Genomic DNA, 22,581 nt, shown 5'->3' with positions numbered 1-22,581 from the left:
CCTTTGCGGGGCGGCGCAGTGCGGTGGTCAACCGGCCGCGGCCAGCGCCTGGCCGGTGCGGCTGGCGGTGGCGCGGCCGAGCAGGCCGGCCAGCCAGCGGCCGGTTTCGGCCAGGGCCGGCAGGTCCACGCCGCTGTCCAGGCCCAGGCCCTGCAGCAGGTAGACCACGTCTTCGCTGGCCACATTGCCGCTGGCGCCCTTCGCATACGGGCAGCCACCGGCGCCGGACACAGCGCTGTCGACCACGCGCACGCCTTCTTCCAGGCAGGTGGCGATGTTGGCGATGGCCTGGCCGTAGGTGTCGTGGAAATGCACGGCCAGCGCCGCCATCGGGATCTCGGCGGCGACCGCCTGCAGCATCGCCCGTGCCTTGCGCGGGGTGCCGACGCCGATGGTGTCGCCCAGTGAGATTTCGTAACAGCCCATCTGGTGCAGGGCGCGCGCCACCCGCACCACGTCGGCCAGCGGTACCTCGCCCTGGTAGGGGCAGCCAAGCACGGTGGAGACGTAGCCGCGCACGCGCACGCCATCGGCGGCGGCGCGGCGCAGGATCGGCTCGAACCGGGCCAGCGATTCGTCGATGCCGGCATTGGTGTTGGTGCGGTTGAACGCCTCGGACGCGGCGGTGAACACTGCCACTTCCTCCACGCCCACCGCACGGGCACGGTCGTAGCCCTGTTCGTTCGGCACCAGTACCGGGTAGTGGATGCCCGGCCGGCGCTGGATGCCGGCATAGACCTCGGCGGCGTCGGCCAGCTGCGGGATCCACTTCGGGCTGACGAAGCTGGTCGCCTCGATGCTGCGCAGGCCGGTGGCCGACAGGCGGTTGATCAGTTCGATCTTGTCGGCGGTGGAGACCGACTGCTTTTCGTTCTGCAGGCCGTCACGCGGGCCGACTTCGACGATGCGGACGTAGTCGCTCATGCGGTTGCCCCATCGGCAGGGCGGTGGCAGACCGCCTCGATGTTGTTGCCATCCGGGTCGAGCACGAAGGCACCGTAGTAGTCGGGGTGGTACCACGGGCGCAGGCCCGGGGCGCCGTTGTCGCGGCCGCCGGCGGCGAGCGCGGCGGCATGGAAGGCGTCCACCTGGGCGCGGCTGGCGCAGGCAAAAGCCACTTGCACGCCGTGGCTGGCAGTGCCGCCATTGCCAAGCCAGAAGAACGGCTTGCCGTCGTTGCCGAAGCCGATGTGGTCGTGGGCGCCGGTCTGTTCGGCGGTCGCTTCCATCACCACGCCGATCTGCAACGGCGCCAGTGCCTGCAGGAAGAAGGCCTTGCTGCGCGCCAGGTCGGCGCTGGTCAAACCAAGATGATCGAGCATGTTCAGGCTTCCGTGACCCAGTGGGGGGCGCGCTTGTCGAGGAAGGCGCCCAGGCCTTCCTGGCCTTCGGCGGACACCCGCAGGCGCGCGATCAGGGCGGCATTATCGCGATCCAGGGTGTCGCGGTCATGGCTGTCGCGGACCTGGCGCACCAGCTGCTTGGCGGTGGACGAGGCGATCGGGCCGGCCTTGTCGAGCAGGGCCAGCTGGCGTTGCACGGCCTCGTCCAGGCGTTCAGGCTCGACCAGCTGGTGGACCAGGCCGATGCGCAGCGCGGTGTCGGCGTCGAAATGCTCGCCGGTGGCGAACCAGCGGCGGGCCTGGCGCGGGCCGATGGCTTCGATCACATAGGGCGAGATCACCGCCGGCAGCAGGCCGAGGCGGCTTTCGGTCAGGCCGAAGCGGGCCGAGGTGCTGGCGATGGCGATGTCGCAGCAGGCGACCAGGCCGACGCCGCCGCCGAAGGCCGCGCCGTGGACCCGGGCCAGGGTCGGCTTGGGCAGTTCGTCCAGGGTGCGCATCAGCCGTGCCAGCGCCAGCGAGTCCTCGCGGTTGTCGGCCTCGCTGGCCGCCGCCATGCCGCGCATCCACTGCATGTCCGCACCAGCCGAGAAGGAGGTGCCGTGGCCGGCCATCACCACGGCCCGGACCGAATCATCGCGGCCGGCGGCCTCCAGTGCGGCGGTCAGCCGGGCGATCAGGCTGGCGTCAAAGGCGTTGTGCAGCTCCGGCCGGTTCAGCCAGAGGGTGAGGGCGGCGCCGCTGCGCTCGATCTGCAAAGCATCGTTCATGGGATTCCAGGGTCACTCCGTGCCTGTATGGATCATAGCGGGCCATTGGTCATGGGCCATGACGCGACGCGGGAATGTTAGAATCGAGAACCATTTACATCCAGCAGAGAACACGCTAGATGACGCTGTCCGAACTGCCGCTGCACGCCTCGGCCGTGGTCGAGTCCGTGCAGGACCTGCATGCCAACGATGCCATCGCCCGTCGCCTGCGCGAGCTGGGTTTCGTGAAGGGCGAGGAAGTACGCCTGGTGGCCAAGGGCCCGGTGGGGGGAGAGCCGCTGCTGGTGCAGGTCGGGTTCACCCGTTTCGCGCTGCGGATCAGTGAAGCCAAGCGGGTCGTGGTCGACGCCGCCAGCCAGGAACGACGCGCATGACTGCTACTGCCACTACCGCCCCCCTGCGCGTTGCGCTGGTCGGTAACCCCAACAGCGGCAAGACCGCTCTGTTCAACCAGCTGACCGGCAGCCGGCAGAAGGTTGCCAACTACACCGGCGTCACCGTCGAGCGCAAGGAAGGCCGCCTGCGTGCGCCGTCCGGCCGCGAGTTCGCGGTACTCGACCTTCCGGGGGCCTACAGCCTGCATCCGGCCAGCCTGGACGAGGCGATCACCCGTGACCTGTGCCGGGGCTTCTATCCGGGCGAAGCCGCGCCGGATGTGCTGCTGTGCGTGATCGACGCCACCAACCTGCGCCTGCACCTGCGTTTCGCGCTGGAACTGCGCGAGCTGGGCAAGCCGATGGTGGTGGCGCTGAACATGGTCGATGCGGCCCAGCGCCGCGGCATCCAGGTGGACGTGGCCGCGCTGGAGCGCGAGCTGGGCGTGCCGGTGGTGGAGACCGTGGCGGTGCGCAAGCAAGGCGCCAAGGCCCTGGTCGAGCGCCTGGACGCGATGGTGCCGCACCTGGATGCCCCTGTGCCGGGCCCGGAAGGCGGCATCGACTACCACGCCAAGGTGCGCCAGATCCTCTCGGTGGCCGTGCGCATGCCCGCACGTACCGCGAAGATCGATGACGCGCTGGACCGCTGGCTGCTGCACCCCGTGTTCGGCCTGGTCAGCCTGGCGGTGGTGATGTTCCTGATCTTCCAGGCGGTGTACGCCTGGGCGACGCCGTTGATGGACGGCATCGAAGCCGGCTTTGCCTGGCTGGGCGAGTTTGTCGGCAGCGTGCTGCCGGAAGGTCCGCTGGCCAGCCTGCTGACCGACGGCATCATCGCTGGTGTCGGTGGCGTAGTGGTGTTCCTGCCGCAGATCCTGATCCTGTTCTTCTTCATCCTCGTGCTGGAGGAGTCCGGTTACCTGCCGCGCGCGGCGTTCCTGCTCGACCGCATGATGGCCGCCGCCGGGTTGTCCGGCCGCTCGTTCATCCCGCTGCTGTCCAGCTTTGCCTGCGCAGTGCCGGGCATCATGTCCACGCGCAGCATCCAGGACCCACGTGACCGCCTGGCCACGATCCTGGTGGCGCCGTTGATGACCTGTTCCGCACGCTTGCCGGTGTACGCGCTGCTGATTGGTGCGTTCATTCCGCAGAAGACGGTGTGGGGCGTGTTCAACCAGCAGGGGCTGGTCCTGTTCGGCCTGTACGCCGCCGGTATCCTCAGTGCGCTGGCGATGTCGTGGATCATGAAGAAATGGCGTCGCGACAAGAGTGAGCATCCGCTGATGCTGGAGCTGCCGTCTTACCGCCTGCCGCATGCGCGTGACCTGGCCGTGGGCCTGTACGAGCGTGGCATGATCTTCCTCAAGCGCGTCGGTGGCATCATCCTGGCGCTGACCATCCTGCTGTGGGTGCTGCTGTCGTTCCCGGCGGCTCCCGCTGGCGCCACGATGCCGGCCATCGACTACAGCTACGCCGGCCAGATCGGCCATGCGATGGCCGTGTTCTTCGCGCCGCTGGGCTTCAACTGGCAGATCTGCATCGCACTGATCCCGGGCCTGGCCGCGCGCGAAGTAGCGGTATCGTCGCTGGCCACGGTCTACGCGCTGTCCGCGGCCGATGACGATGCCGCCAGCCAGGCGCTGACCCCACTGATCAGCGACGGCTGGTCGCTGGCGACCGCGCTGTCGCTGCTGGTCTGGTACATCTACGCCCCGATGTGCATCTCGACGCTGGCCACCATCAAGCGTGAGACCAATTCGTGGAAGCAGATGGGCTTCGCTGCGTTCTACCTGTTCGCCGCGGCTTATGTGGCTGCGCTGATCACCTACCAGGTGACCAAGGCGCTGGGAGGCGGCTGATGGATACCGGCCTGCTGATCCAGTACCTGATCATCGCGGTGGCCGTGCTGGTCAGTGCCTGGGTGGTGCTGAAGAAGCAGTTCCCGGGCACCGTGCGCACGCTGCGCGGGGCCTTGGCGCTGGCCCTGCTGAAGCCGGGTCGCCCCGGCTGGATGCAGGCGCTGGGGCGGAAGATCGCGCCGTCGGCGACTGGAGGTGGTGGTGCCTGTGGTGGTTGTGACAGCTGCGGGCCAACTCCACCGAAGCAGCACTGACGCTGCTTTTCCTGCGCTGGTGGGTGCGAACCCTGGTTCGCACGCTTGCGGGGTTCATTCCACGCATGGCGTGGATCTGCTAGACCTCTTTGCGGATGATCGCCCGGAAGCGACCATCCTGATTCAATCGCCGCACCGATTCCCGGTTTCCATGGGTTGCCGCAAAGCCGGCCACGTCGGCAAGGGCAAAGAGCAGCAGGCCTTTCAGCGCGTCGCGGTTGCCGGCCTGCAGCAGATCTTCAAGATCCTGCTGGATGAAGGTCCGGCGCAGGCCCGGCGTTTCTTCGATCCGCCAGTCGACATGGGGCGTGGGAATGCTGGAGCGGTACCTGAAGGCCGTTTCAAGATCGTCAGGCGCGAGCGGATACTCGAGCAGCTCTGGAAAGTAGAGTCCAGCATTCACATAGAAGCCCCGGTTTTCGTTGGCGCGTTGGTGATTCACGACAAGCAGGGCGGCATCCAGCAAGCGGTAGCGGGTCGTAGACGTTCCGGCAAAGCCGGTCTTCCTGGCGCACTTGCTGAAGACGGTCGAGGATTTCATGGGTTCTGCCTGGGCCGGAAGACGGGCCACAGCCTTGAGGCGCAGTGCCCGACGGTCAATTGGCAAACGCGACATCCGGAACACTGGCCAGCATTTCATCCACGCATGGCGTGGATCTACCGGGCGCGTGAGCCCAGCTCTGCTGCCAGCGCCAGCCACCGATTGCGTTGCTCCGGCGAGCTGCTGCGTACCGCACCGAGGCGGCTGACACGCACCGGGCGGATGCCGCAGAACTGCAGGATGGTGGCGCGGATCTGGCTGATGCCCGGGTCGCGGTAGATCCAGCGGTAGTACCAGGGCGGTGTATCCAGGGTGGTGATCACCCGTGCGCTGCGTCCGGCCAGCAGCCGGTCCCACCACACCGAATCGCGCCGGTAGCGGAAGGCGTAGCCCGGCAACAGCACGCGATCGAAGAAGCCCTTCAGCAGGGCCGGCATCGCGCCCCACCAGGTGGGGTAGACCAGGACCAGGTGATCGGAGGCTTCAATCGCGTCGGCGGCGTCCTGCAGATCCGTTTCCAGCGGCTGGATCTGGCGGTAGCCGTGGCGCAGCACCGGGTCGAATTCAAGATCGCCCAGTGCGATCAGGCGTACCCGGTGGCCGGCGTTTTCAGCGGCGGTGGCATAGCGCTGGGCGAGCGCGCCGCACAGGCTGTCGCGGTCGGGATGGCCGAGCAGGATCAGGACGGAACGGGACACGGCAACCTCGGGCAATGGAAAGTGCGCGAGGTTGGGGTCTGCCCCAGGGGCAGAGTCAAACCGGGGTGGTGCAGCCGCTGGGATCCAGGATGCAGTCGCCGCTGCCGGAGTGCAGCCACTGCTGCAGTTCGGCGCTGACCTGCTGCAGGGCGAGCTCGACCTGCGCCAGCCGAGCCCGTTCGCTGGCAATGCGTGTGCGCTGCTGTTCCAGCAAGGCCAGCACCGCAGGCCAGTCGAGCCGTCCGTCGCGGCGCTGCAGGCGCGAGATCGCGGCCAGGCTGATGCCCAGCCCCAGTGCCTGTCGGATCAGCTGCACCCAGGCCACGTCCTGTTCGCTGTAGTCGCGATAGCGGTTCAGGCGTGGCACCGGCGGCAGCAGTCCGCGCGCCTCGTACAGGCGGATGGCCTTGGCGCTGGCACCGGTCAGGCGGCTGACTTCGGAGATGCGCATCGGCTCAGTCCCGCACCAGCCCGCCATCGACCACCAGATTCTGGCCGGTCACCGCACGCGACCACGGGCTGGCGAAGAACAGCGCGGCATCGGCGAACTCGGTCGGCGTTGTGACGCTGCGCAGCGGGGTGTTCGCAGCGATGTAGTCGAACACCGCTTCAGGCGTAGCGGCACTGGCATCGGTGGTGCGCAGCAGGCCGCCGGACAGCATGTTTACCGTGATGCCATGCGGGCCGAGGTCGCCGGCCAGGGTGCGGGTCAGCGACAGCAGTGCGGCCTTGGCGGCGGTGTAGTCGTGGTAGGGCACCACCGGGTTCTGGAACAGGTTGGTGCCGATGTTGATCACGCGGCCGAAGCGGCGGGCCTGCATGCCGGGCAGGGCGGCCTGCACGGTGTTCAGCGCGCCGCGCACGCTGCCCTCGAACTGCGCCTGGAAGGCCGGCCAGCCGATATCGGCGGCGCCGTCGCGGGCATCGCCATTGAACGAGAACGCCGCCAGCGCGTTGTTGACCACGGTTGTCACGCCTTGCCCGAAGTGGGCCAGTGCCTGCTGCAGCATCGCATCGACCTGGCCGCGGTCGGTGACGTCGGCCGGCAGTGCGATCGCCTGTCCGCCCAGCTCGGCAGCCAGGGCACGTGCGGCGCCTTCGCTGCGGTGGTAATTGACGATGACGCGCGCGCCCTGTGCGGCGAAGGCGCGGGCGATGTGCTGGCCAAGGCCGCGGCCGGCGCCGGTGACCAGCACCAGCTGTTCGCTGATCTGCATGAGGGAGCTGCCATCCATTGCATGAAAGGGCATGCAGCGTAGCAGCGATGGCGCTTGCCGGAGCGGGCGTGCTGCCGCTAGCCTGCAGGCATGAACCAGACTCCCCTGCGATTGCTCATTCACGGTGCCTCCGGGCGCATGGGCCAGGCCCTGCTGCGGCTGGCCGCCGAACATCCCGAAACCCTGCAGATCGTGGCCGCAGTGGCCGGCCGTGCGCCGGCGCAGCGCGTGGTCGACGGCGTGCCGTTCTTCGGTGCCAGCGAACTGCCAGGCGCGCCGGTGTTCGACGTGGCGATCGACTTCAGCCTGCCGGAGGGTTTCGACCCGATGCTGGCGTTGTGCGTGGAGCGGGGTGCCGGGCTGGTGTCGGGCACCACCGGGATCTCCAGCACGCAGCGCCAGGCGCTGGACGCGGCGGCTGCGAAGATCCCGCTGGTCTGGGCCTCCAACTTCAGCCTGGGCGTGGCGGTGCTGGATGAGTTGGTAGAGCGCGCGGCGCAGGCGTTGGCCGGCTGGGACTGTGACATCGTCGAGTCGCACCACACCCAGAAGAAGGATGCGCCGTCGGGCACCGCGCTGACCTTGGGCGCGGCCGCGCAGCGGGGTGGGGCGGAACCGCACTACGCCAGCCTGCGCGCCGGTGACATCGTCGGCGAGCATCTGGTGCAGTTCACCGGGCTGGGCGAGCGCATCGAGCTGGTGCACCGGGCCACCAACCGCGACATCTTCGCCCGCGGCGCCCTGTTCGCCGCCCGCCAGCTGCACGGCCGCGCGCCGGGCAGCTACCGGGTGCGCGATCTGCTGGACGGGCCGCGTTAACCGGTAGCGCCGGGCCGTGCCCGGCGTCGGTGTCGGTTCCGCCGGGCATGGCCCGGCGCTACCAGCGGGCGCCGCATACGCCGCCGGATTGAAATGAATGCGCAATCGCCTGTTCATGAAGCGCGATAACCGCTGGCGCGAGCGCCCCGGCAGCGCTACAATTCGCACTCGCCGAATCACGAAAGCCGGACCGGTCCCAGACCGTACGTCCGCGCTTTTTTGCAACCGGATTTCCGTGAAGCGCAGGCGTGACTTCGGCAGCCCCCTCGGTAGCCAAAGTGAGATTCCCGTGACCCAAGCCGCAATCCTCGTCCTCGAAGACGGCACCGTATTCGAGGGCGAATCCGTAGGCGCGCCCGGCCTGTCCGTCGGTGAGGTGGTGTTCAACACCGCCATGACCGGCTACCAGGAAGTGCTGACCGACCCGTCCTACGCCCGGCAGATGGTCACGCTGACCTATCCGCATATCGGTAACACCGGCATGACCGACCAGGACAATGAAGCGTCCAAGGTGTGGTCGGCCGGCCTGATCGTGCGCGACGTTCCCCGCCGTCCCAGCAACTGGCGCAGCCAGGTGTCGCTGCAGGACTGGCTGATCCAGCGCGGCGTGGTCGCCATCGCCGGCATCGACACCCGCAAGCTGACCCGCATCCTGCGCGAGAAGGGCGCGCAGAACGGTGCACTGATGGCCGGCGACATCGACGTGGAAAAGGCACTGGAAGCCGCCCGCAAGTTCCCGGGGCTGAAGGGCATGGATCTGGCCAAGGTTGTCACTACCGAGAAGACCTACACCTGGACCGAGGGCCAGCTCGACCTGGATGCCAACGCCTTCGTCAGCGTGCCGTCCCGGTTCAAGGTCGTGGCTTACGACTTCGGCGTGAAGACCAACATCCTGCGCATGCTGGCCGAGCGTGGCTGCGAAGTGACCGTGGTACCGGCGCAGACTCCGGCCGCCGAAGTGCTGGCGCTGAAGCCGGACGGCGTGTTCCTGTCCAATGGCCCGGGTGACCCGGAACCGTGCGACTACGCCATCGAAGCGATCAAGACCTTCATCGACGTGAAGATCCCGACCTTCGGCATCTGCCTGGGCCACCAGTTGCTGGGCCTGGCCTCGGGCGCGCAGACCATGAAGATGGGCCACGGCCACCACGGTGCCAACCACCCGGTGCAGGACCTGGACAGCGGCCGGGTGATGATCACCTCGCAGAACCACGGCTTCGCGATCGATGAAGCGACCCTGCCGCCGACCCTGCGCGTGACCCACCGTTCGCTGTTCGACGGCACCAACCAGGGCGTGGCCCGCACCGACGTGCCGGCGTTCTCGTTCCAGGGCCACCCGGAAGCGTCGCCGGGCCCGACCGACGTCGGTCCGTTGTTCGACCGCTTCGTGGTGCTGATGGAGCAGGCCAAGGCGTGATCAGTACGCCGCCGGCCCCCCGGTGGCGTCGCGATGGACCGTAAACCCCGCATCGCTGCTGCCCACGGCGCGGCGCTGCGGATCAAGATTCCTGATCGACAGCGTGCGATCACCCCCCTTGTCACGCTGTACTGACTTAGAGAAGAAAATGCCCAAGCGCACTGACCTCAAGACCATCCTCATCATCGGTGCTGGCCCGATCGTCATCGGCCAGGCCTGCGAGTTCGACTACTCCGGCGCCCAGGCCTGCAAGGCCCTGCGTGACGAGGGTTACCGCGTGGTGCTGGTCAACAGCAACCCGGCCACGATCATGACCGACCCGGAGATGGCCGACGCCGTCTACATCGAGCCGATCAACTGGCAGACGGTCGAGAAGATCATCGCCAAGGAAAAGCCCGACGCGCTGCTGCCGACCATGGGTGGCCAGACCGCACTGAACTGCGCGCTGGACCTGGCCGACAACGGCGTGCTGGAGAAGTACAACGTCGAACTGATCGGCGCCAAGCGCGAAGCGATCCGCATGGCCGAAGACCGCGAGCTGTTCCGCGTGGCCATGGGTGAGATCGGCCTGGAATGCCCGACCGCCGCCGTCGCCCACACCCTGGACGAAGCGCTGGAGATCCAGACCCGCGTCGGCTACCCGACCATCATCCGCCCCAGCTTCACCCTGGGCGGCAGCGGTGGCGGCATTGCCTACAACCGCGAAGAGCTGGTCGAGATCGTCAGCCGCGGCCTGGAACTGTCGCCGACCACCGAAGTGCTGGTGGAAGAGTCGGTGCTGGGCTGGAAGGAATTCGAGATGGAAGTGGTCCGCGATACTGCGGACAACTGCATCATCGTCTGCTCGATCGAAAACCTGGACCCGATGGGCGTGCACACCGGTGACTCGATCACTGTGGCGCCGGCGCAGACCCTGACCGACAAGGAATACCAGCGCCTGCGCGATGCCTCCATCGCCGTGCTGCGCAAGATCGGCGTCGATACCGGTGGCTCGAACGTGCAGTTCGGTATCAACCCGAAGACCGGCCGTGTGGTCGTCATCGAGATGAATCCGCGTGTGTCGCGTTCCTCGGCGCTGGCTTCCAAGGCCACCGGCTTCCCGATCGCCAAGGTCGCCGCGAAGCTGGCCGTGGGCTACACCCTGGACGAACTGAAGAACGAGATCACCGGCGGCCTGACCCCGGCCTCGTTCGAGCCGTCCATCGACTACGTCGTCACCAAGATCCCGCGTTTCGCCTTCGAGAAGTTCCCGGCCGCCGACGCCCGCCTGACCACCCAGATGAAGTCGGTGGGCGAGGTGATGGCGATGGGCCGCACTTTCCAGGAGTCGGTGCAGAAGGCCCTGCGTGGCCTGGAAACCGGCAAGGTCGGCTTCGACCCGACCGGCCTGGACCTGGCCAACGAAGAAGACCTGCAGACCCTGCGCCGCGAGCTGAAGGCGCCGGGCCCGGAGCGCCTGTTCTTCGTCGCCGATGCGTTCCGCGCCGGCATGAGCGTGGAAGAGATCTACGCACTGTCGTTCATCGATCACTGGTTCCTGGACCAGATCGAGGAAATCATCGCGGCGGAAGCTGAAGTCACTGCCGGTGGCATCGATGCGCTGGACGCTGCACGCCTGCGCAAGCTGAAGCGCGCTGGCTTCTCCGACGCGCGCCTGGCGCAGCTGACCGGTACCAACGAAGCCGCCATCCGCGCGCTGCGTCGTGCGCACAAGGTACGCCCGGTCTACAAGCGCGTGGACTCCTGTGCCGGTGAGTTCTCCACCGGTACCGCCTACCTTTACTCGACCTACGAGGACGAGTGCGAGGCCGCGCCGACCAACCGCGACAAGATCATGATCCTGGGCGGTGGCCCGAACCGCATCGGCCAGGGCATCGAGTTCGACTACTGCTGCGTGCACGCGGCACTGGCGCTGCGCGAGGATGGTTATGAAACCATCATGGTCAACTGCAACCCGGAAACCGTGTCGACCGACTACGACACCTCCGACCGCCTGTACTTCGAACCGCTGACCCTGGAAGACGTGCTGGAAATCGTCGAGCTGGAACAGCCGAAGGGCGTGATCGTGCAGTACGGCGGCCAGACGCCGCTGAAGCTGGCGCGCGCGCTGGAAGCCAACGGCGTGCCGGTGATCGGCACCAGCCCGGACTCGATCGACCTGGCCGAAGACCGTGAGCGCTTCCAGCAGCTGGTCGACAAGCTGGGCCTGAAGCAGCCGCCGAACCGCATCGCCCGCAACGACCAGGAAGCCCTGCTGCTGGCCCGCGAGATCGGCTACCCGCTGGTGGTGCGTCCGAGCTACGTGCTGGGTGGCCGCGCGATGGAAATCGTCTACGGCGAAGCCGATCTGGCCCGCTACGTGCGCGACGCGGTGAAGGTGTCCAACGATTCGCCGGTGCTGCTGGATCGCTTCCTCGACAACGCCGTCGAGTGCGACGTCGACATCATCGCCGACAAGGATGGCAACGTCCTGATCGGTGGCGTGATGGAGCACATCGAAGAAGCTGGCGTGCACTCGGGCGATTCCTCCTGCTCGCTGCCGCCGTACTCGCTGTCGGCTGAAACCCAGGCCGAACTGCGCCGCCAGGTGGTGGAGCTGGCCAAGGCCCTGAACGTGGTCGGCCTGATGAACACCCAGTTCGCGATCCAGACCAGCGACGAAGGTGCCGACACCATCTACCTGCTGGAAGTGAACCCGCGTGCCTCACGCACCGTGCCGTTCGTGTCCAAGGCCACCGGCATGCCGCTGGCCAAGATCGCCGCCCGCTGCATGGCCGGCAAGACGCTGGCCGAGCAGGGCGCGACCAAGGAAATCGTGCCGGACTACTACTCGGTGAAGGAAGCGATCTTCCCGTTCGCCAAGTTCCAGGGCGTCGATCCGATCCTCGGGCCGGAGATGCGCTCCACCGGTGAAGTGATGGGCGTAGGCCGCACCTTCAACGCCGCCTTCGCACGTGCGCAGGAAGCGGGCGGCATCAAGACCCCGCCGATCGGCAAGGCCTTCGTGTCGGTGCGCGATCCGGACAAGAAGCGCGTGCTGCCGGTGGCCAAGGCCCTGCTGGCGCGTGGTTACAGCCTGGTCGCCACCCGTGGCACCGCCGCGTGGCTGCAGCAGCACGGCATGGACTGCGAGATCATCAACAAGGTGGTCGAAGGCCGTCCGCACATCGTCGACTCGATCAAGAACGGCGAGATCGTCTACATCGTCAACACGACCGAAGGTCGTTCGGCGATCAACGACTCGTTCTCGATCCGTCGCGAGGCGCTGCAGCATCGCGTCACCTACTCGACCACCATTGCCGGCGCCAAGGCGCTGGTGGATTCACTGGAATTCCGCGGCACCGGCCCCGTCTGGTCGCTGCAGGAGCTGCACAAGGAGTTGAATGCATGAGAGCCCCCATCACCATGAAGGGCGCGCAGAAGCTGCGCGACGAACTGGATCACCTGAAGTCGGTCAAGCGCCCGAAGGTCATCGCGGCCATCGCCGAAGCGCGTGAGCATGGCGACCTGAAGGAGAATGCCGAGTACCACGCCGCGCGCGAGGAACAGGGCTTCATCGAAGGCCGCATCAAGCAGCTGGAAGGTGAGCTGTCGCACGCCGAGATCATCGACGTGAGCAAGCTCAATGCCGGCTCCAAGGTGGTGTTCGGCGCCAGCGTGACGCTGGCCGACGTGGAAACCGACGAAGAGAAGAAGTACCAGATCGTTGGTGACCTGGAAGCGGACATCAAGCTGGGCCTGATCGCGATTTCCTCGCCGGTGGCGCGCGCGATGATCGGCAAGCTGGAAGGCGATTCGATCGTGATCGACGCCCCGGCCGGCCAGCGCGAGTACGAGATCGTCAGCGTCAGCTACGTGGACTGACCACGTGGCGACGGCGACCCTGCTGTTGCCTGCACGCAGCCGCTTTGCCGCGGCTGCGCTGCCGGACGATGTGGCGCGTGCGCTCGGCCGTGCCACGACGGTGCAGGTCGCACCGGGGGAACGCGCACAACTGACGCGCCATTTCACGGTTGCCGCGCCGCACTGGCCGGTGGCCGCGTTGACCCGCCAGCGCGACGTCGGCGATGCAGCCGGCGCCAGCTGGCTGCGTGCCGACCCGGCCTGCATGGTGCCGGACATGCACGGCGCGCGGATGATGGCCTACGGCGAGACGCTGCGGCCGACCTTGGCGGACTGCCTGGCCCTGTTGCCGGTGCTGCAGCCGCTGTTTGCCGATGCCGGATTCGTGCTCGACGCACCGGACCCGTCGCGCTGGTACCTGCGGCTTCCGATCGACCTGGCCCTGCCGGACTTCGACAGTCCGGACGAGGTGCTGGGCGATGACCTGTTCTCTCACCTGCCCGAAGGCGAGGGCGGCCGCCGCTGGCGGGCGCTGATGACCGAAGCGCAGGTACTGCTGCACAACCATTCCTGGAACCAGCAGCGCGCCGCGCAGGGACAACAGCCGATCAATTCGCTGTGGTTCTGGGGCGGTGGCGTGATGCCGGTGTCGGTCAGCACGCCGCACGCACAGGTGCGTAGCCGCGATGCCCTGTTGCAGGGCCTGGCCCTGGCGGCTGGCGTCGCCGTGGACGGCGAGCAGGCGGTGGATGCATTGGTGGATCTGCGCCAGCTGCGTTCCCTGCAGCAGCTCGGCAATGAAGCGATCCGTCCGCTGCTGGCCGCGCTGAAGCGTGGTGAGCTGCAGCGGCTGGTGCTGGATTTCGAAGACGGCCTGCAGTTCCAGCTGGACCGTGGACAGCGCTGGCAGTTCTGGAAGAAGCCGCGCCAGCTGCACGATTGAAGCCGACGCTGCGCGCTGCCGCACAGCCACCGGTGCTGCTGATTCCCCCTGTAGCGCCGAGCCCATGCTCGGCTTCATCACTACTGGACTTCTGTAACGTAGGTCGGCAATGACCAGTGCCTGCGGCTCCGGGTTGAGCAGTATTCACCCAGATACGTCGCGCTCAGGACAAGGCGCGAGCCATCCCAGGCCCAGTGCCGGTTCGTGCCGCAGGGATCGGTGTCGGTCACAGAACCTTCTTCAAGGAATACGGCATACGGATAGAGCGGAAACAGCGTGCTCGCGGTGATCAGCGTGGGCGAAAACGGTGGGCGGTCGCGGATCAGCCATGCACCTGCGGACACGATGTAGCGGTCGGTTGCGCAATTCAACAGCGCCAGGACATGGTTGGTATCTACCCGTTCGATACGGAGTTGGCGCGACGACATCCGGTCGCACGCATTTCCCGCAGCGGCCACCGGTTGCAGCTGCTGCAGCAGATCCGACCGCTCGGCCAGCTGCGCGTCGCCTTCCTGTGCTTCGACCAGAAGCGGCGGTGCCTTCAGGGGTGGCGCGGTAACCGCAGCCGGGACCTTCGATTCCGGCTGTGAGCCCTTGCGCACCAGCGCGCCAGGCGTATCCAGCCGACCCTGTACTTCGTCCATCTTCAGCAGCAGCGTGTGGATGCCCCGGTCGGACAGCGGCCACGCGTTGCCCGAAGCGTCGCTCATCTCGACGCGCTTGCCCGCCAGCAGGGCCTCGATCATGGCGGTCACGTAGTGCGTGGGCAGCTCCAGGCCAGAGTCGAGTGCTTCGCTGTGGCCGATGGCACCGAGGTCCTCTCCGTCCACGTGCAGGTGCAACGTTCCTTCGGGTGCTACCGCCGCAGGGGTTGGTGGCACGTCCTCGCCGCCTTCGGCCATCGACAGCCGGGCGGTGACCGCCGCGCTTGGCCCGCCGCTGCGCCCGATCAGCGCGCTCAGCATCAGCGGCGCCAATGGACCGTAGGCTGCCAGCCGGCAGGTGCGGGTGTTGTCGCAGGCCATCACGCCGTCGCCTTCCACGAACGATATGCCAACCGGCTCTGTGGCCGTTGCCGTCGATGCCAGTGTCAGCAACGCCAACAGGAGTGGCGTGCGTAACAGTGAAGATGCGTGCATTCAACGCACCTCGCTGATCAGGGTTGGCAGCATCCAGTGTCCGCCCGGTATGCCGCGACACAGGCCCGTACTGAAAGCGCTGCTGGGCTGGAATCTGCGGCCGTCCCATACCCAGTCCGAGCCGGAAACACAGTCGCCAATGCCACGGCCCTTGTAGCGTGCGTAGAGCGTGCGTTCGGCGCGCGAGAAGCCCTCTGCCTCCAGCGTGATCGTCTGCGGGGCAAACGGCGGCTGATCACGCGCGATCCAGAAGCCATTGCTGTAGTTGTACGCCCCCATCTGGCACAGCGCCTGCACCAGTACATGGTGCTCGTCCAGCCGCTCGATCACCATTTCCGGGGTGCCCGTGTACTCGATCAGGCGCGGACAGTCGTCACTGTCGCCGAGCGTGGCGATCACGGCATCGCGCAGCGCTTCGCTGCTTCCCAGTTCGCTGTCTCCGGAACGTGGCGCCACCAGCGTCGCGCTCACGATCACCGGCTTGGCGTATGCAGCCGGCACTCTGGTTTCGGCGCGCGTGCCACGCCGCACCAGGGCGCCGGGTGTACCGATCCTTCCCTGTGTCTCGTCCATTTTCAGCAGTACGGCGGCAGCCCCACGGTCGGAAATCGGCCAGCGTGTGCCGTTGTTGTCGATGACCTCGATGCGGGCCCGGCCGGGCAGGGCGGCGAGCAGTGCTTCAACCTGCGCGGGACGCAGCGTCACGGCCTCGTCGGCGCCGGTGTCCTGCACCGGGCCCAGATCACGGTCGTTCACCAGCAGGCGCATCGCTCCTTCAGGCATTGCGCTTTCGCCATCCTCGCCCACCCGCAGCCGCGCCTTCACCGGCGTGCCGGGTCCGCCGGCACGTTCCAGCATCAGTCCCAGGGGGCCGTCGGCGCTCTCCGGGCCATAACCCGCGGCACGGCAGGTGCCGGTGTTGTCGCAGGCCAGGAACCAGTCGTGGTGCACGAACTCGATACCGGGTGTGGCCGTCGTGTTTCCGGCATCGGGGGCGAGCGGCAGCAGCAGGCCTACAATCAGTGCGCTCAGCGGGCGGTACATGGCGAATTCCGTTTCAGAAGCGAACAAGCATGGGCGATGGCCGCGCCTGCGCCAAGCCCGGGAAGAGCCGGGCACGCCGAGCGGGTATCATGCGCGGGTCTTCCGTCACCCGGCGATGCCGATGTCCCTTGCCGCCGATGCTGTGCATTCATCCCCTGATACGCCGACGATCCGCCGCCGCGATGCGGTCGCGCCCGGAAGCTGGCCGGAGGGCACGCTGCCGCTGCTGGCGCGCCTGTACGCTGCACGCGGCGCGCATACCCCGGAGCTCGCGCAGCCGAAACTGGGCAATCTGCACGCCCCCGAGCTGCTGACCGGCATCGACGATGCAGTGGGCCTGCTGGTCGAGGCCATCGCCAATGACAAGCGCATCCTCGTGGTCGGCGATTTCGACTGCGATGGCGCCACCGCCTGTGCGGTCGGTGTGCGCGGCCTGCGCATGCTCGGCGCGCAACACGTCTTCCACGCGGTGCCGAACCGCATGGTGCATGGCTATGGCCTGTCGCCGTCGCTGGTGGAGGAGCTGGCCGCGCTGCAGCCGGACCTGCTGGTCACAGTCGACCACGGCATTGCCTGCCATGCCGGCGTGACTGCGGCCAAGGCACGTGGCTGGCAGGTACTGGTCACCGACCACCATCTGCCGGGCCCGCAGCTGCCGCCGGCCGACGTCATCGTCGATCCGAATCTGGACGGCGACGCCTTCCCCAGTAAATCGCTGGCCGGTGTCGGCGTGATCTTCTACGTGCTGATGGCGCTGCGCCGGCAGATGCGCGAAGCCGGTGTCTTTGCCGATGGCAAGGGACCTGACCTGACCACGCTGCTGGACCTGGTGGCGGTCGGCACCGTCGCCGACCTGGTGGCGCTGGACCCGAACAATCGGGCGCTGGTCAGCGCGGGCCTGCGCCGTCTGCGCGCAGGGCAGGGTTGTGTCGGCCTGCGTGCGTTGATCGAAGCCAGTGGCCGTGACGCCACGCGACTGACGGCCACCGATATTGGCTTCGCACTCGGCCCACGCCTGAACGCGGCGGGCCGGCTGGAAGACATGGCGCTGGGCATCGCGCTGCTGCTGACCGAAGACCCACGGCAGGCGCGCGAGATCGCGCAGACGCTGGAGCAGATCAATGCGGAACGGCGCGCCGTGCAGCAGTCGATGACCGACGACGCCGAGCAGGCGTTGACCCGTGTGGTGCTGGACATGGCCGGCCAGCGCCCGGTGGCTGCCTGCCTGTTCGACGCGGACTGGCATCCGGGCGTGGTCGGTCTGGTTGCATCGAAGATGAAGGATCGCCTGCATCGCCCGGTGATCGCCTTCGCGCCGGCCGAACCGGGCGCCGACACCCTGCGTGGCTCGGCGCGCTCGATCCCCGGCCTGCACATCCGTGACGCACTGGCGCTGGTCGATGCGCGCCATCCGGGTCTGATCGAACGCTTCGGTGGGCATGCCATGGCGGCTGGACTGAGCATGCGCCTGGATCACGTCGATGACTTCAAGGCCGCCTTTGTGGCCGTGGTGCTGGAAATGCTCGATCCGGCGGCACTGCAGCAGCAGGTTCTCAGCGACGGCGAACTGGCCGCCGACGAGCTCGATCATCGCCACGCCGTCGCGTTGCGCCTGGCCGGACCGTGGGGCCAGGGCTTCCCCGAACCGTTGTTCGACGGCTACTTCGAAGTGGCCAACTGGCGCGTGCTGAAGGAGCGCCACCTCAAGCTGGAGCTGCGCCTGCCGGGCGTACCCGGCACGATCAACGCGATCCATTTCGGCGGCTGGCACGGCAACGCACCGGGCCGCCACGTGCATCTCGCTTACCGGCTCGCCTGCGATGACTATCGCGGCGGCAGCGCCATCCAGCTGATTGTGGAGCACAGCCTCCCCGCTTGAAGAAAAAGGGACGGAGGGGATCAAGTCGTTCTTGCCTTGTTTGCCATTGCGACTTGATCCCCTCCGTCCCCTTTTTTGGGACCCCGCCAACCCCGTTCCGGCAGCTCGTGCGTTCAACGGTCTAAGATCCCACTGGAGTCCGGTCATGGTCTTCGCCCGATGCTGCACTGTGTTGTTGCTGGCCCTTGTGGCCTGGCCCGCTGGCGCGCAGTCGCCGCCGATCTCCCGGCCGCAGGCCGCCACGCCGCTGCTGATCGCGCCGGCCGCCGAACAACCGGTGCAGCTGCAGCGCGCACGCATCGAGGGCGAAGTCCAGGCGGGCATCGCCCAGACCCGGATCACCCTGGAATTCCATAACCCGAACCGGCGCGTGCTGGAAGGTGAGCTGCAGTTCCCGCTGGGCGACGGTCAGCAGATCAGCGGCTTCGCGCTGGATATCAACGGCGAGATGCGTGACGCGGTGCCGGTGCCCAAGGACCGCGGTCGTCAGGTATTCGAGGAGATTGCCCGCCGCGGCGTCGACCCGGGCCTGCTGGAACAGACCGCTGGCAACCAGTTCCGCCTGCGCATCTACCCGCTACCTGCCGGCGGCAGTCGGCGCGTGCAGCTGGTGATGCGTGAGCCGTTGGCCTTCGACGGCCACGGTTGGCAGTGGACGCTGCCGCTGCAGTTCGCCGCCGGTGCGGCCTCGGTTGAACTGAAGCTGCAGGCGCCTGCCACGACCAGTGCAGGTGCGGCTCCGTTCCGCATCAGCACGGGCCAGCTGCACTGGCAGGGCAAGGGCGCGCAGCTACCGGCGCAGCTGCAGTGGAGCCTGCCCGCAGCACGTCAGGCACAAGTCCAGGTGGCGCCCTGGCAGGACGGCCACTACCTGCTGGCGCAGCTGCCCGTGCCGGTCAGCCCCACGCCACGCGCGATGCCCAGCGAGGTCGGGTTGCTGTGGGATGGCTCCGGCTCAGCGGGCCAGCGCGACCGCACGCGTGAGTTCGCCCTGCTGGATCGGTACTTCGCCGCAATGGGTGACGGCACGGTGGCACTGACCGTGCTGCGCGACCGCGCCGAACCGCTACGGCGCTTCCGTATCCGCGCAGGCAACTGGAGCGAGCTGCGCGCGGCACTGCAGGCGGTGCGCCCGGACGGTGCCAGCGCGCTGGCCCAGTGGCAGCCGCAGCCGAGTGTGAAGGAATACCTGCTGGTCAGTGATGGCCTGCTGACCTATGGGCCGGAGCAATTGCCGACGCTGGCACCGGATCAGCGCCTGTTCGCGATCAGCAGCGCCGGTGCCCGCACCGACAGCACGCGCCTGCGCGGCTGGAGCGAATCCCATGGCGGTCGCTTCGTCGCGCTGGGCAAGGATGTGGGGGCAGCTGCCAGCGCGTTGCTGTCGTCGCCGTTGGACGTGCAGGTCGATGCGGGGCGTGGCGTGCAGGACGTGGTGATCGATCGTCGCAGTGAAGCCCAGGGCTGGCTGTGGCTGCACGCACGACTAGCGGCCGACGGTGTGCCGATGCGGGTGCGCGTGGGTGGCGGCGAATGGCAGGCGCTGCCGGCCACGCAGAAAAGCGATGACGGCGAACTGCTGGCCGGCCTGTGGGCGCAGGCGCGCCTGCAGCAACTGGCCGTCGACCGCCGCAGCAACCGTGAGGCCATGCAGCGCCTGTCCCAGCAGTTTGGCCTGGTGGGGCCGGATACCTCGTTGATTGTGCTGGAGACACTGGAGGACTACCTGCGCTATGCGATCCGTCCGTCTGGCACGCTCCGCACCGAGTACGATGCCCGCTTCGCGAGGCAGGTGAGCGATCGCGCCGCTGCAGATCGCCAGCGCCTGGATGAAGTGGCGGCACACTGGAAGGAGCGCCAGCAATGGTGGAACCGCAGCTGGCCGAAGGGAATGCCGCCGCAGCCGAAGGGCGGGGCACTGGAAGTGGCCTCCGCGGACTACGCGATGGAATCGGCGCCGGTGGCGATGCTCGCCGCGCCTGCCCCTGCGGCACCGCACGCCCCGGCACCGATGGCCGCCGCCGAGCAGCGCATGGAAGCCAGCAGCGCGCGTGCACGTCGCTCGGCGCCTGCATCCAACAAGGCCCTGGATTCAATCACGGTCACGGGTGGCCGTGTCGCTGCGCCCGCTGCCGCCAACGAGGGCGAGCTCGGCATCCAGCTGGCGGCCTGGCAGCCGGACTCGACCATCGCCCGGCGCCTGCGCCAGGGCCCGGCGTCGCAACTGTATGACCGCTACCTGGCCGAGCGCGATGCCCATGCCGACAGCAGCGCATTCTTCCTTGATGTGGCCGACCTGCTGCTGGCGCAGGGTCAGCGCGACCTGGCGCTGCGTGTGTTGTCGAACCTGGCCGAGATGGACCTGGACAACCGCCACCTGCTGCGCGTGCTCGGTTACCGACTGATGCAGGCCGATGCTCCCGCGCTGGCGGTGCCGGTGTTCGAGCAGGTGCTGGCGATGGGCCAGGAGGAACCGCAGAGCTTCCGCGACCTCGGCCTGGCACTGGCGGCGGCCGGCAAGCCGCAGCAGGCGCTGGCGCCGCTGTACCAGGTGGTGGTGCGGCCGTGGGACAGCCGCTTCGATGGCATCGCCCTGATCGCACTGGATGAACTGACCAACCTGGTGGCCCGCAGCACGCCCCGCCTGGATACCACCAGCATCGACCCGCGCCTGCTGCAGGCGATGCCGCTGGACCTGCGGGTGGTGCTGTCGTGGGATGCCGACAACAGCGACATGGACCTGTGGGTGACCGACCCGAACGGCGAGCGCGCCTACTACGGCAACCGCCTGACCTACCAGGGCGGGCAGATGTCGCAGGATTTCACCGGCGGCTATGGTCCCGAGCAGTTCTCGCTACGCAATGCCAAGCCGGGCAAGTACAAGGTGGAGGCGAACTACTTCGGCAGCCGCCAGCAGCTGGTGACCGGGGCGACGACGCTGATGCTGCGCCTGACCACCCACTGGGGCACGCCGAAGCAGAAGGACCAGATGGTCACGATGCGGTTGAAGGACCGCGCCGAAACCGTGCTGGTGGGCGAGTTCGAGGTGCATTGACCGCTCGCACGCCCGTATGGAGTCGAGCGCGCTCGACCACGTTGGTGTAGAGCCGAGCCCATGCTCGGCTCATGGCAGAGGCAGCCGAGCGTCGGCTCGGCTCTACAACTGCGCAGCGTGTGCAGCCGGCGATGCTGGCGGATTCGCACGCAGGCCGAACAGCGGCCGCAGCCAGCGCACGCGTCGGATCAGCAGTTCGTGGATCAGCAGGCAGCCGCCGACGGTGCCGCCCAGCAGTAGCGACGGCTCCAGCCAAGGACCCAGTTGCAATGGCTTGAGCCAGAACAACAGCACGATGATCAGGCTCTGGTGCAGCATGTACCAGGGATAGATGGCCTCGGTGCAGTACGGCAGCCAGCCGAACGGGCGATCGAGGAAGACCTTGCCCCAGCCGAGGATGGCCAGCAGCGCGGTCCAGACATACACCGACTGGCTGGTCCTGCCCTGCAGGTCCCAGAACGTTTCAGGCCATTGCCGCAGCGAGGAGTCAGCCGGCAGCACCTGGCCGAGGATGCGCAACCCCAGATACCAGCCAACCGCCGCCAGCGCCAGCCACAGCGTGGTGCGGCGCAGGGAGACCACGCGCTGCCAGAACACCGGCTCGCGACCGAGCAGGTAGCCGGCCAGGAACACTGTCGCGTACTTCGCGTGCTGGTACCAGTCGCCAAGCAGGGTATTGGTGGACGGATAGACCGGCTCCAGCCAGATCATCCAGGCCAGCAGCAGCGCAGACGGAATTCCGATCAGCAGTATCGGCGAGGCGGCGCAGAACGCGATCGCATGGCGCACCACGGCCGTTCCCAGCAATGGCATCAGCAGGGCCAGGGCCAGCGTGTAGTTCCACAGATAGGCCAGGTACCACAGGTGGTTCCAGGTGATGCCGTATTGCCAGCCGGCGAAACTGCCTTCCGGCCACGGCCGCACCTGCCAGTAGCGCAGCAGGAAATGCCCGAAGCCGGGCGCAACATGACCGTTGGCCACGCCCTCGCAGTAGGGCTGGATCGGCACGATCACGAACATGCCGAACAGCAGGGGCAGCAGCAGCCGCCACGTGCGCAGGCCGGCAAAGCGCAGCAGCCTGCCTTCCGGCCGCATCAGCGCGATGGCGATGCCTGAAATCAGGAACAGCAGCGACATCCGCCAGCGGTTGACGAACAGCATCGGCCACTGCAGCCATTCGGCGGTATGCACGCTCTTGAGGTGGAAGCCCCAGTCGTCCACATAGGCCATGGCGGTGTGGTAGAGGATCAGCAGGGCGAAGGCGAACACGCGCAGGGCGTCGATGTCGTGGCGTCGGGTCATGGTGGAGGTGTGCCGGAAGGTCGAGCCAACGTGACGCCGTCCGGCCTGTGCAGCCACTGCCAAGGGGCCGCCGGAACCCGC

Annotated in this window: 20 protein-coding genes; 10 read left to right on the top strand and 10 right to left on the bottom strand. The window is 67.6% G+C overall.

The window, feature by feature from the left end; genetic code table 11:
* Nucleotides 1-27: 27 nt before the first annotated feature.
* The 3 genes from RI032_RS20120 to RI032_RS20110 are packed head-to-tail and all read right to left on the bottom strand — an operon-like array spanning nucleotide 28 to nucleotide 2,113.
* The gene (locus RI032_RS20120; RefSeq protein WP_008268685.1) at nucleotides 28-924 is read right to left on the bottom strand and encodes a hydroxymethylglutaryl-CoA lyase; all 897 of its coding nucleotides are present in this window, start codon (nucleotides 922-924) and stop codon (nucleotides 28-30) included.
* A complete protein-coding gene (locus RI032_RS20115) occupies nucleotides 921-1,322 on the bottom strand; it encodes a VOC family protein (protein ID WP_322547611.1) in 402 nt (133 codons plus the stop codon). Before RI032_RS20115 ends, RI032_RS20120 begins: the two co-directional genes overlap by 4 nt.
* 2 nt (nucleotides 1,323-1,324) lie before the next feature.
* Complete coding sequence (locus RI032_RS20110) at nucleotides 1,325-2,113, bottom strand: enoyl-CoA hydratase/isomerase family protein (RefSeq protein WP_010482535.1); 789 nt, start codon at nucleotides 2,111-2,113, stop codon at nucleotides 1,325-1,327.
* Nucleotides 2,114-2,232: 119 nt separating this feature from the next.
* Between RI032_RS20110 and RI032_RS20105 the strand changes: the two genes are divergently transcribed.
* Genes RI032_RS20105 through RI032_RS20095 form a run of 3 tightly spaced genes read left to right on the top strand, consistent with a single transcriptional unit; the run spans nucleotide 2,233 to nucleotide 4,603 of the window.
* Entirely contained in the window at nucleotides 2,233-2,487 is a 255-nt protein-coding gene (locus RI032_RS20105; RefSeq protein ID WP_134959020.1) for a FeoA family protein, read from the top strand.
* A complete protein-coding gene (feoB, locus tag RI032_RS20100; protein ID WP_043399001.1) occupies nucleotides 2,484-4,349 on the top strand; it encodes a FeoB small GTPase domain-containing protein in 1,866 nt (621 codons plus the stop codon). Before RI032_RS20105 ends, feoB begins: the two co-directional genes overlap by 4 nt.
* Complete coding sequence (locus RI032_RS20095; protein WP_191863216.1) at nucleotides 4,349-4,603, top strand: DUF6587 family protein; 255 nt, start codon at nucleotides 4,349-4,351, stop codon at nucleotides 4,601-4,603. The genes feoB and RI032_RS20095 overlap by 1 nt, the downstream gene beginning before the upstream one ends.
* Before the next feature lie 79 nt (nucleotides 4,604-4,682).
* Here the strand turns inward: RI032_RS20095 and RI032_RS20090 are convergent, their stop codons facing one another.
* From RI032_RS20090 to RI032_RS20075, 4 genes are all read right to left on the bottom strand, one after another.
* A complete protein-coding gene (locus RI032_RS20090; RefSeq protein WP_134959021.1) occupies nucleotides 4,683-5,144 on the bottom strand; it encodes a DUF4304 domain-containing protein in 462 nt (153 codons plus the stop codon).
* Between the two features lie 116 nt (nucleotides 5,145-5,260).
* Nucleotides 5,261-5,842, bottom strand: coding sequence for an NAD(P)H-dependent oxidoreductase (locus RI032_RS20085; RefSeq protein ID WP_109814002.1), 582 nt, complete (start codon nucleotides 5,840-5,842; stop codon nucleotides 5,261-5,263).
* Nucleotides 5,843-5,897: 55 nt separating this feature from the next.
* Complete coding sequence (locus tag RI032_RS20080) at nucleotides 5,898-6,293, bottom strand: MerR family transcriptional regulator (protein ID WP_049409020.1); 396 nt, start codon at nucleotides 6,291-6,293, stop codon at nucleotides 5,898-5,900.
* A gap of 4 nt (nucleotides 6,294-6,297) precedes the next feature.
* The gene (locus RI032_RS20075; protein WP_425517854.1) at nucleotides 6,298-7,059 is read right to left on the bottom strand and encodes a 3-oxoacyl-ACP reductase; all 762 of its coding nucleotides are present in this window, start codon (nucleotides 7,057-7,059) and stop codon (nucleotides 6,298-6,300) included.
* Nucleotides 7,060-7,197: 138 nt separating this feature from the next.
* On the opposite strand from RI032_RS20075, the gene RI032_RS20070 reads away from it, so the two are divergent.
* The 5 genes from RI032_RS20070 (at nucleotide 7,198) to RI032_RS20050 (ending at nucleotide 14,081) form a co-directional block, all read left to right on the top strand.
* Nucleotides 7,198-7,878: a 4-hydroxy-tetrahydrodipicolinate reductase gene (locus tag RI032_RS20070; protein WP_322548284.1), complete on the top strand. Its 681-nt coding sequence runs from the start codon at nucleotides 7,198-7,200 to the stop codon at nucleotides 7,876-7,878.
* 289 nt (nucleotides 7,879-8,167) lie between these two features.
* A complete protein-coding gene (gene carA, locus RI032_RS20065) occupies nucleotides 8,168-9,295 on the top strand; it encodes a glutamine-hydrolyzing carbamoyl-phosphate synthase small subunit (protein WP_010482524.1) in 1,128 nt (375 codons plus the stop codon).
* A 148-nt stretch (nucleotides 9,296-9,443) separates the two neighbouring features.
* Nucleotides 9,444-12,686, top strand: coding sequence for a carbamoyl-phosphate synthase large subunit (gene carB, locus RI032_RS20060; RefSeq protein ID WP_322547610.1), 3,243 nt, complete (start codon nucleotides 9,444-9,446; stop codon nucleotides 12,684-12,686).
* Nucleotides 12,687-12,694: 8 nt separating this feature from the next.
* Nucleotides 12,695-13,159, top strand: a complete 465-nt coding sequence (gene greA / locus RI032_RS20055; protein ID WP_026347191.1) for a transcription elongation factor GreA — start codon at nucleotides 12,695-12,697, stop codon at nucleotides 13,157-13,159.
* 4 nt (nucleotides 13,160-13,163) lie between these two features.
* On the top strand, nucleotides 13,164-14,081 hold the full coding sequence (locus tag RI032_RS20050; protein WP_322547609.1) for a phosphoglycerate mutase: 918 nt from the start codon (nucleotides 13,164-13,166) through the stop codon (nucleotides 14,079-14,081).
* 80 nt (nucleotides 14,082-14,161) lie between these two features.
* Here RI032_RS20050 and RI032_RS20045 read toward each other — a convergent pair whose 3' ends face one another.
* Both RI032_RS20045 and RI032_RS20040 read right to left on the bottom strand, forming a co-directional pair.
* Complete coding sequence (locus RI032_RS20045) at nucleotides 14,162-15,220, bottom strand: DUF1176 domain-containing protein (RefSeq protein WP_043398985.1); 1,059 nt, start codon at nucleotides 15,218-15,220, stop codon at nucleotides 14,162-14,164.
* Nucleotides 15,221-16,339 (bottom strand): DUF1176 domain-containing protein, encoded by a 1,119-nt coding sequence (locus RI032_RS20040; RefSeq protein ID WP_322547608.1) that lies wholly within the window; start codon nucleotides 16,337-16,339, stop codon nucleotides 15,221-15,223.
* 46 nt (nucleotides 16,340-16,385) lie between these two features.
* Here RI032_RS20040 and recJ point away from each other — a divergent pair, with 46 nt between their 5' ends.
* Together recJ and RI032_RS20030 are read left to right on the top strand one after the other, a co-directional pair.
* Nucleotides 16,386-18,143, top strand: a complete 1,758-nt coding sequence (gene recJ, locus RI032_RS20035) for a single-stranded-DNA-specific exonuclease RecJ (RefSeq protein ID WP_134959027.1) — start codon at nucleotides 16,386-16,388, stop codon at nucleotides 18,141-18,143.
* Between the two features lie 145 nt (nucleotides 18,144-18,288).
* Nucleotides 18,289-21,198 (top strand): VIT domain-containing protein, encoded by a 2,910-nt coding sequence (locus tag RI032_RS20030; RefSeq protein ID WP_322547607.1) that lies wholly within the window; start codon nucleotides 18,289-18,291, stop codon nucleotides 21,196-21,198.
* 102 nt (nucleotides 21,199-21,300) lie between these two features.
* On the opposite strand, the gene RI032_RS20025 is transcribed toward RI032_RS20030, so the two are convergent.
* Nucleotides 21,301-22,500, bottom strand: coding sequence for an acyltransferase family protein (locus tag RI032_RS20025; RefSeq protein WP_322547606.1), 1,200 nt, complete (start codon nucleotides 22,498-22,500; stop codon nucleotides 21,301-21,303).
* Between the last annotated feature and the right edge of the window lie 81 nt (nucleotides 22,501-22,581).

This window comes from Stenotrophomonas geniculata (assembly GCF_034508895.1).
Lineage (GTDB): Bacteria > Pseudomonadota > Gammaproteobacteria > Xanthomonadales > Xanthomonadaceae > Stenotrophomonas > Stenotrophomonas geniculata.
The sequence above is the reverse complement of the archived record's forward strand: the minus strand, read 5'-3'. Positions and strand labels throughout refer to the sequence as shown.

Excerpts from the sequence above, each read along its gene's own strand:
- RI032_RS20120 (WP_008268685.1), bottom strand. The coding sequence starts at position 924 with ATGAGCGACTACGTCCGCATCGTCGAAGTCGGCCCGCGTGACGGCCTG.
- RI032_RS20115 (WP_322547611.1), bottom strand. The coding sequence starts at position 1,322 with ATGCTCGATCATCTTGGTTTGACCAGCGCCGACCTGGCGCGCAGCAAG.
- RI032_RS20110 (WP_010482535.1), bottom strand. The coding sequence starts at position 2,113 with ATGAACGATGCTTTGCAGATCGAGCGCAGCGGCGCCGCCCTCACCCTC.
- RI032_RS20105 (WP_134959020.1), top strand. The coding sequence starts at position 2,233 with ATGACGCTGTCCGAACTGCCGCTGCACGCCTCGGCCGTGGTCGAGTCC.
- feoB (WP_043399001.1), top strand. The coding sequence starts at position 2,484 with ATGACTGCTACTGCCACTACCGCCCCCCTGCGCGTTGCGCTGGTCGGT.
- RI032_RS20095 (WP_191863216.1), top strand. The coding sequence starts at position 4,349 with ATGGATACCGGCCTGCTGATCCAGTACCTGATCATCGCGGTGGCCGTG.
- RI032_RS20090 (WP_134959021.1), bottom strand. The coding sequence starts at position 5,144 with ATGAAATCCTCGACCGTCTTCAGCAAGTGCGCCAGGAAGACCGGCTTT.
- RI032_RS20080 (WP_049409020.1), bottom strand. The coding sequence starts at position 6,293 with ATGCGCATCTCCGAAGTCAGCCGCCTGACCGGTGCCAGCGCCAAGGCC.
- RI032_RS20075 (WP_425517854.1), bottom strand. The coding sequence starts at position 7,059 with ATGCAGATCAGCGAACAGCTGGTGCTGGTCACCGGCGCCGGCCGCGGC.
- RI032_RS20070 (WP_322548284.1), top strand. The coding sequence starts at position 7,198 with ATGGGCCAGGCCCTGCTGCGGCTGGCCGCCGAACATCCCGAAACCCTG.
- carB (WP_322547610.1), top strand. The coding sequence starts at position 9,444 with ATGCCCAAGCGCACTGACCTCAAGACCATCCTCATCATCGGTGCTGGC.
- RI032_RS20045 (WP_043398985.1), bottom strand. The coding sequence starts at position 15,220 with ATGCACGCATCTTCACTGTTACGCACGCCACTCCTGTTGGCGTTGCTG.
- recJ (WP_134959027.1), top strand. The coding sequence starts at position 16,386 with ATGTCCCTTGCCGCCGATGCTGTGCATTCATCCCCTGATACGCCGACG.
- RI032_RS20030 (WP_322547607.1), top strand. The coding sequence starts at position 18,289 with ATGGTCTTCGCCCGATGCTGCACTGTGTTGTTGCTGGCCCTTGTGGCC.
- RI032_RS20025 (WP_322547606.1), bottom strand. The coding sequence starts at position 22,500 with ATGACCCGACGCCACGACATCGACGCCCTGCGCGTGTTCGCCTTCGCC.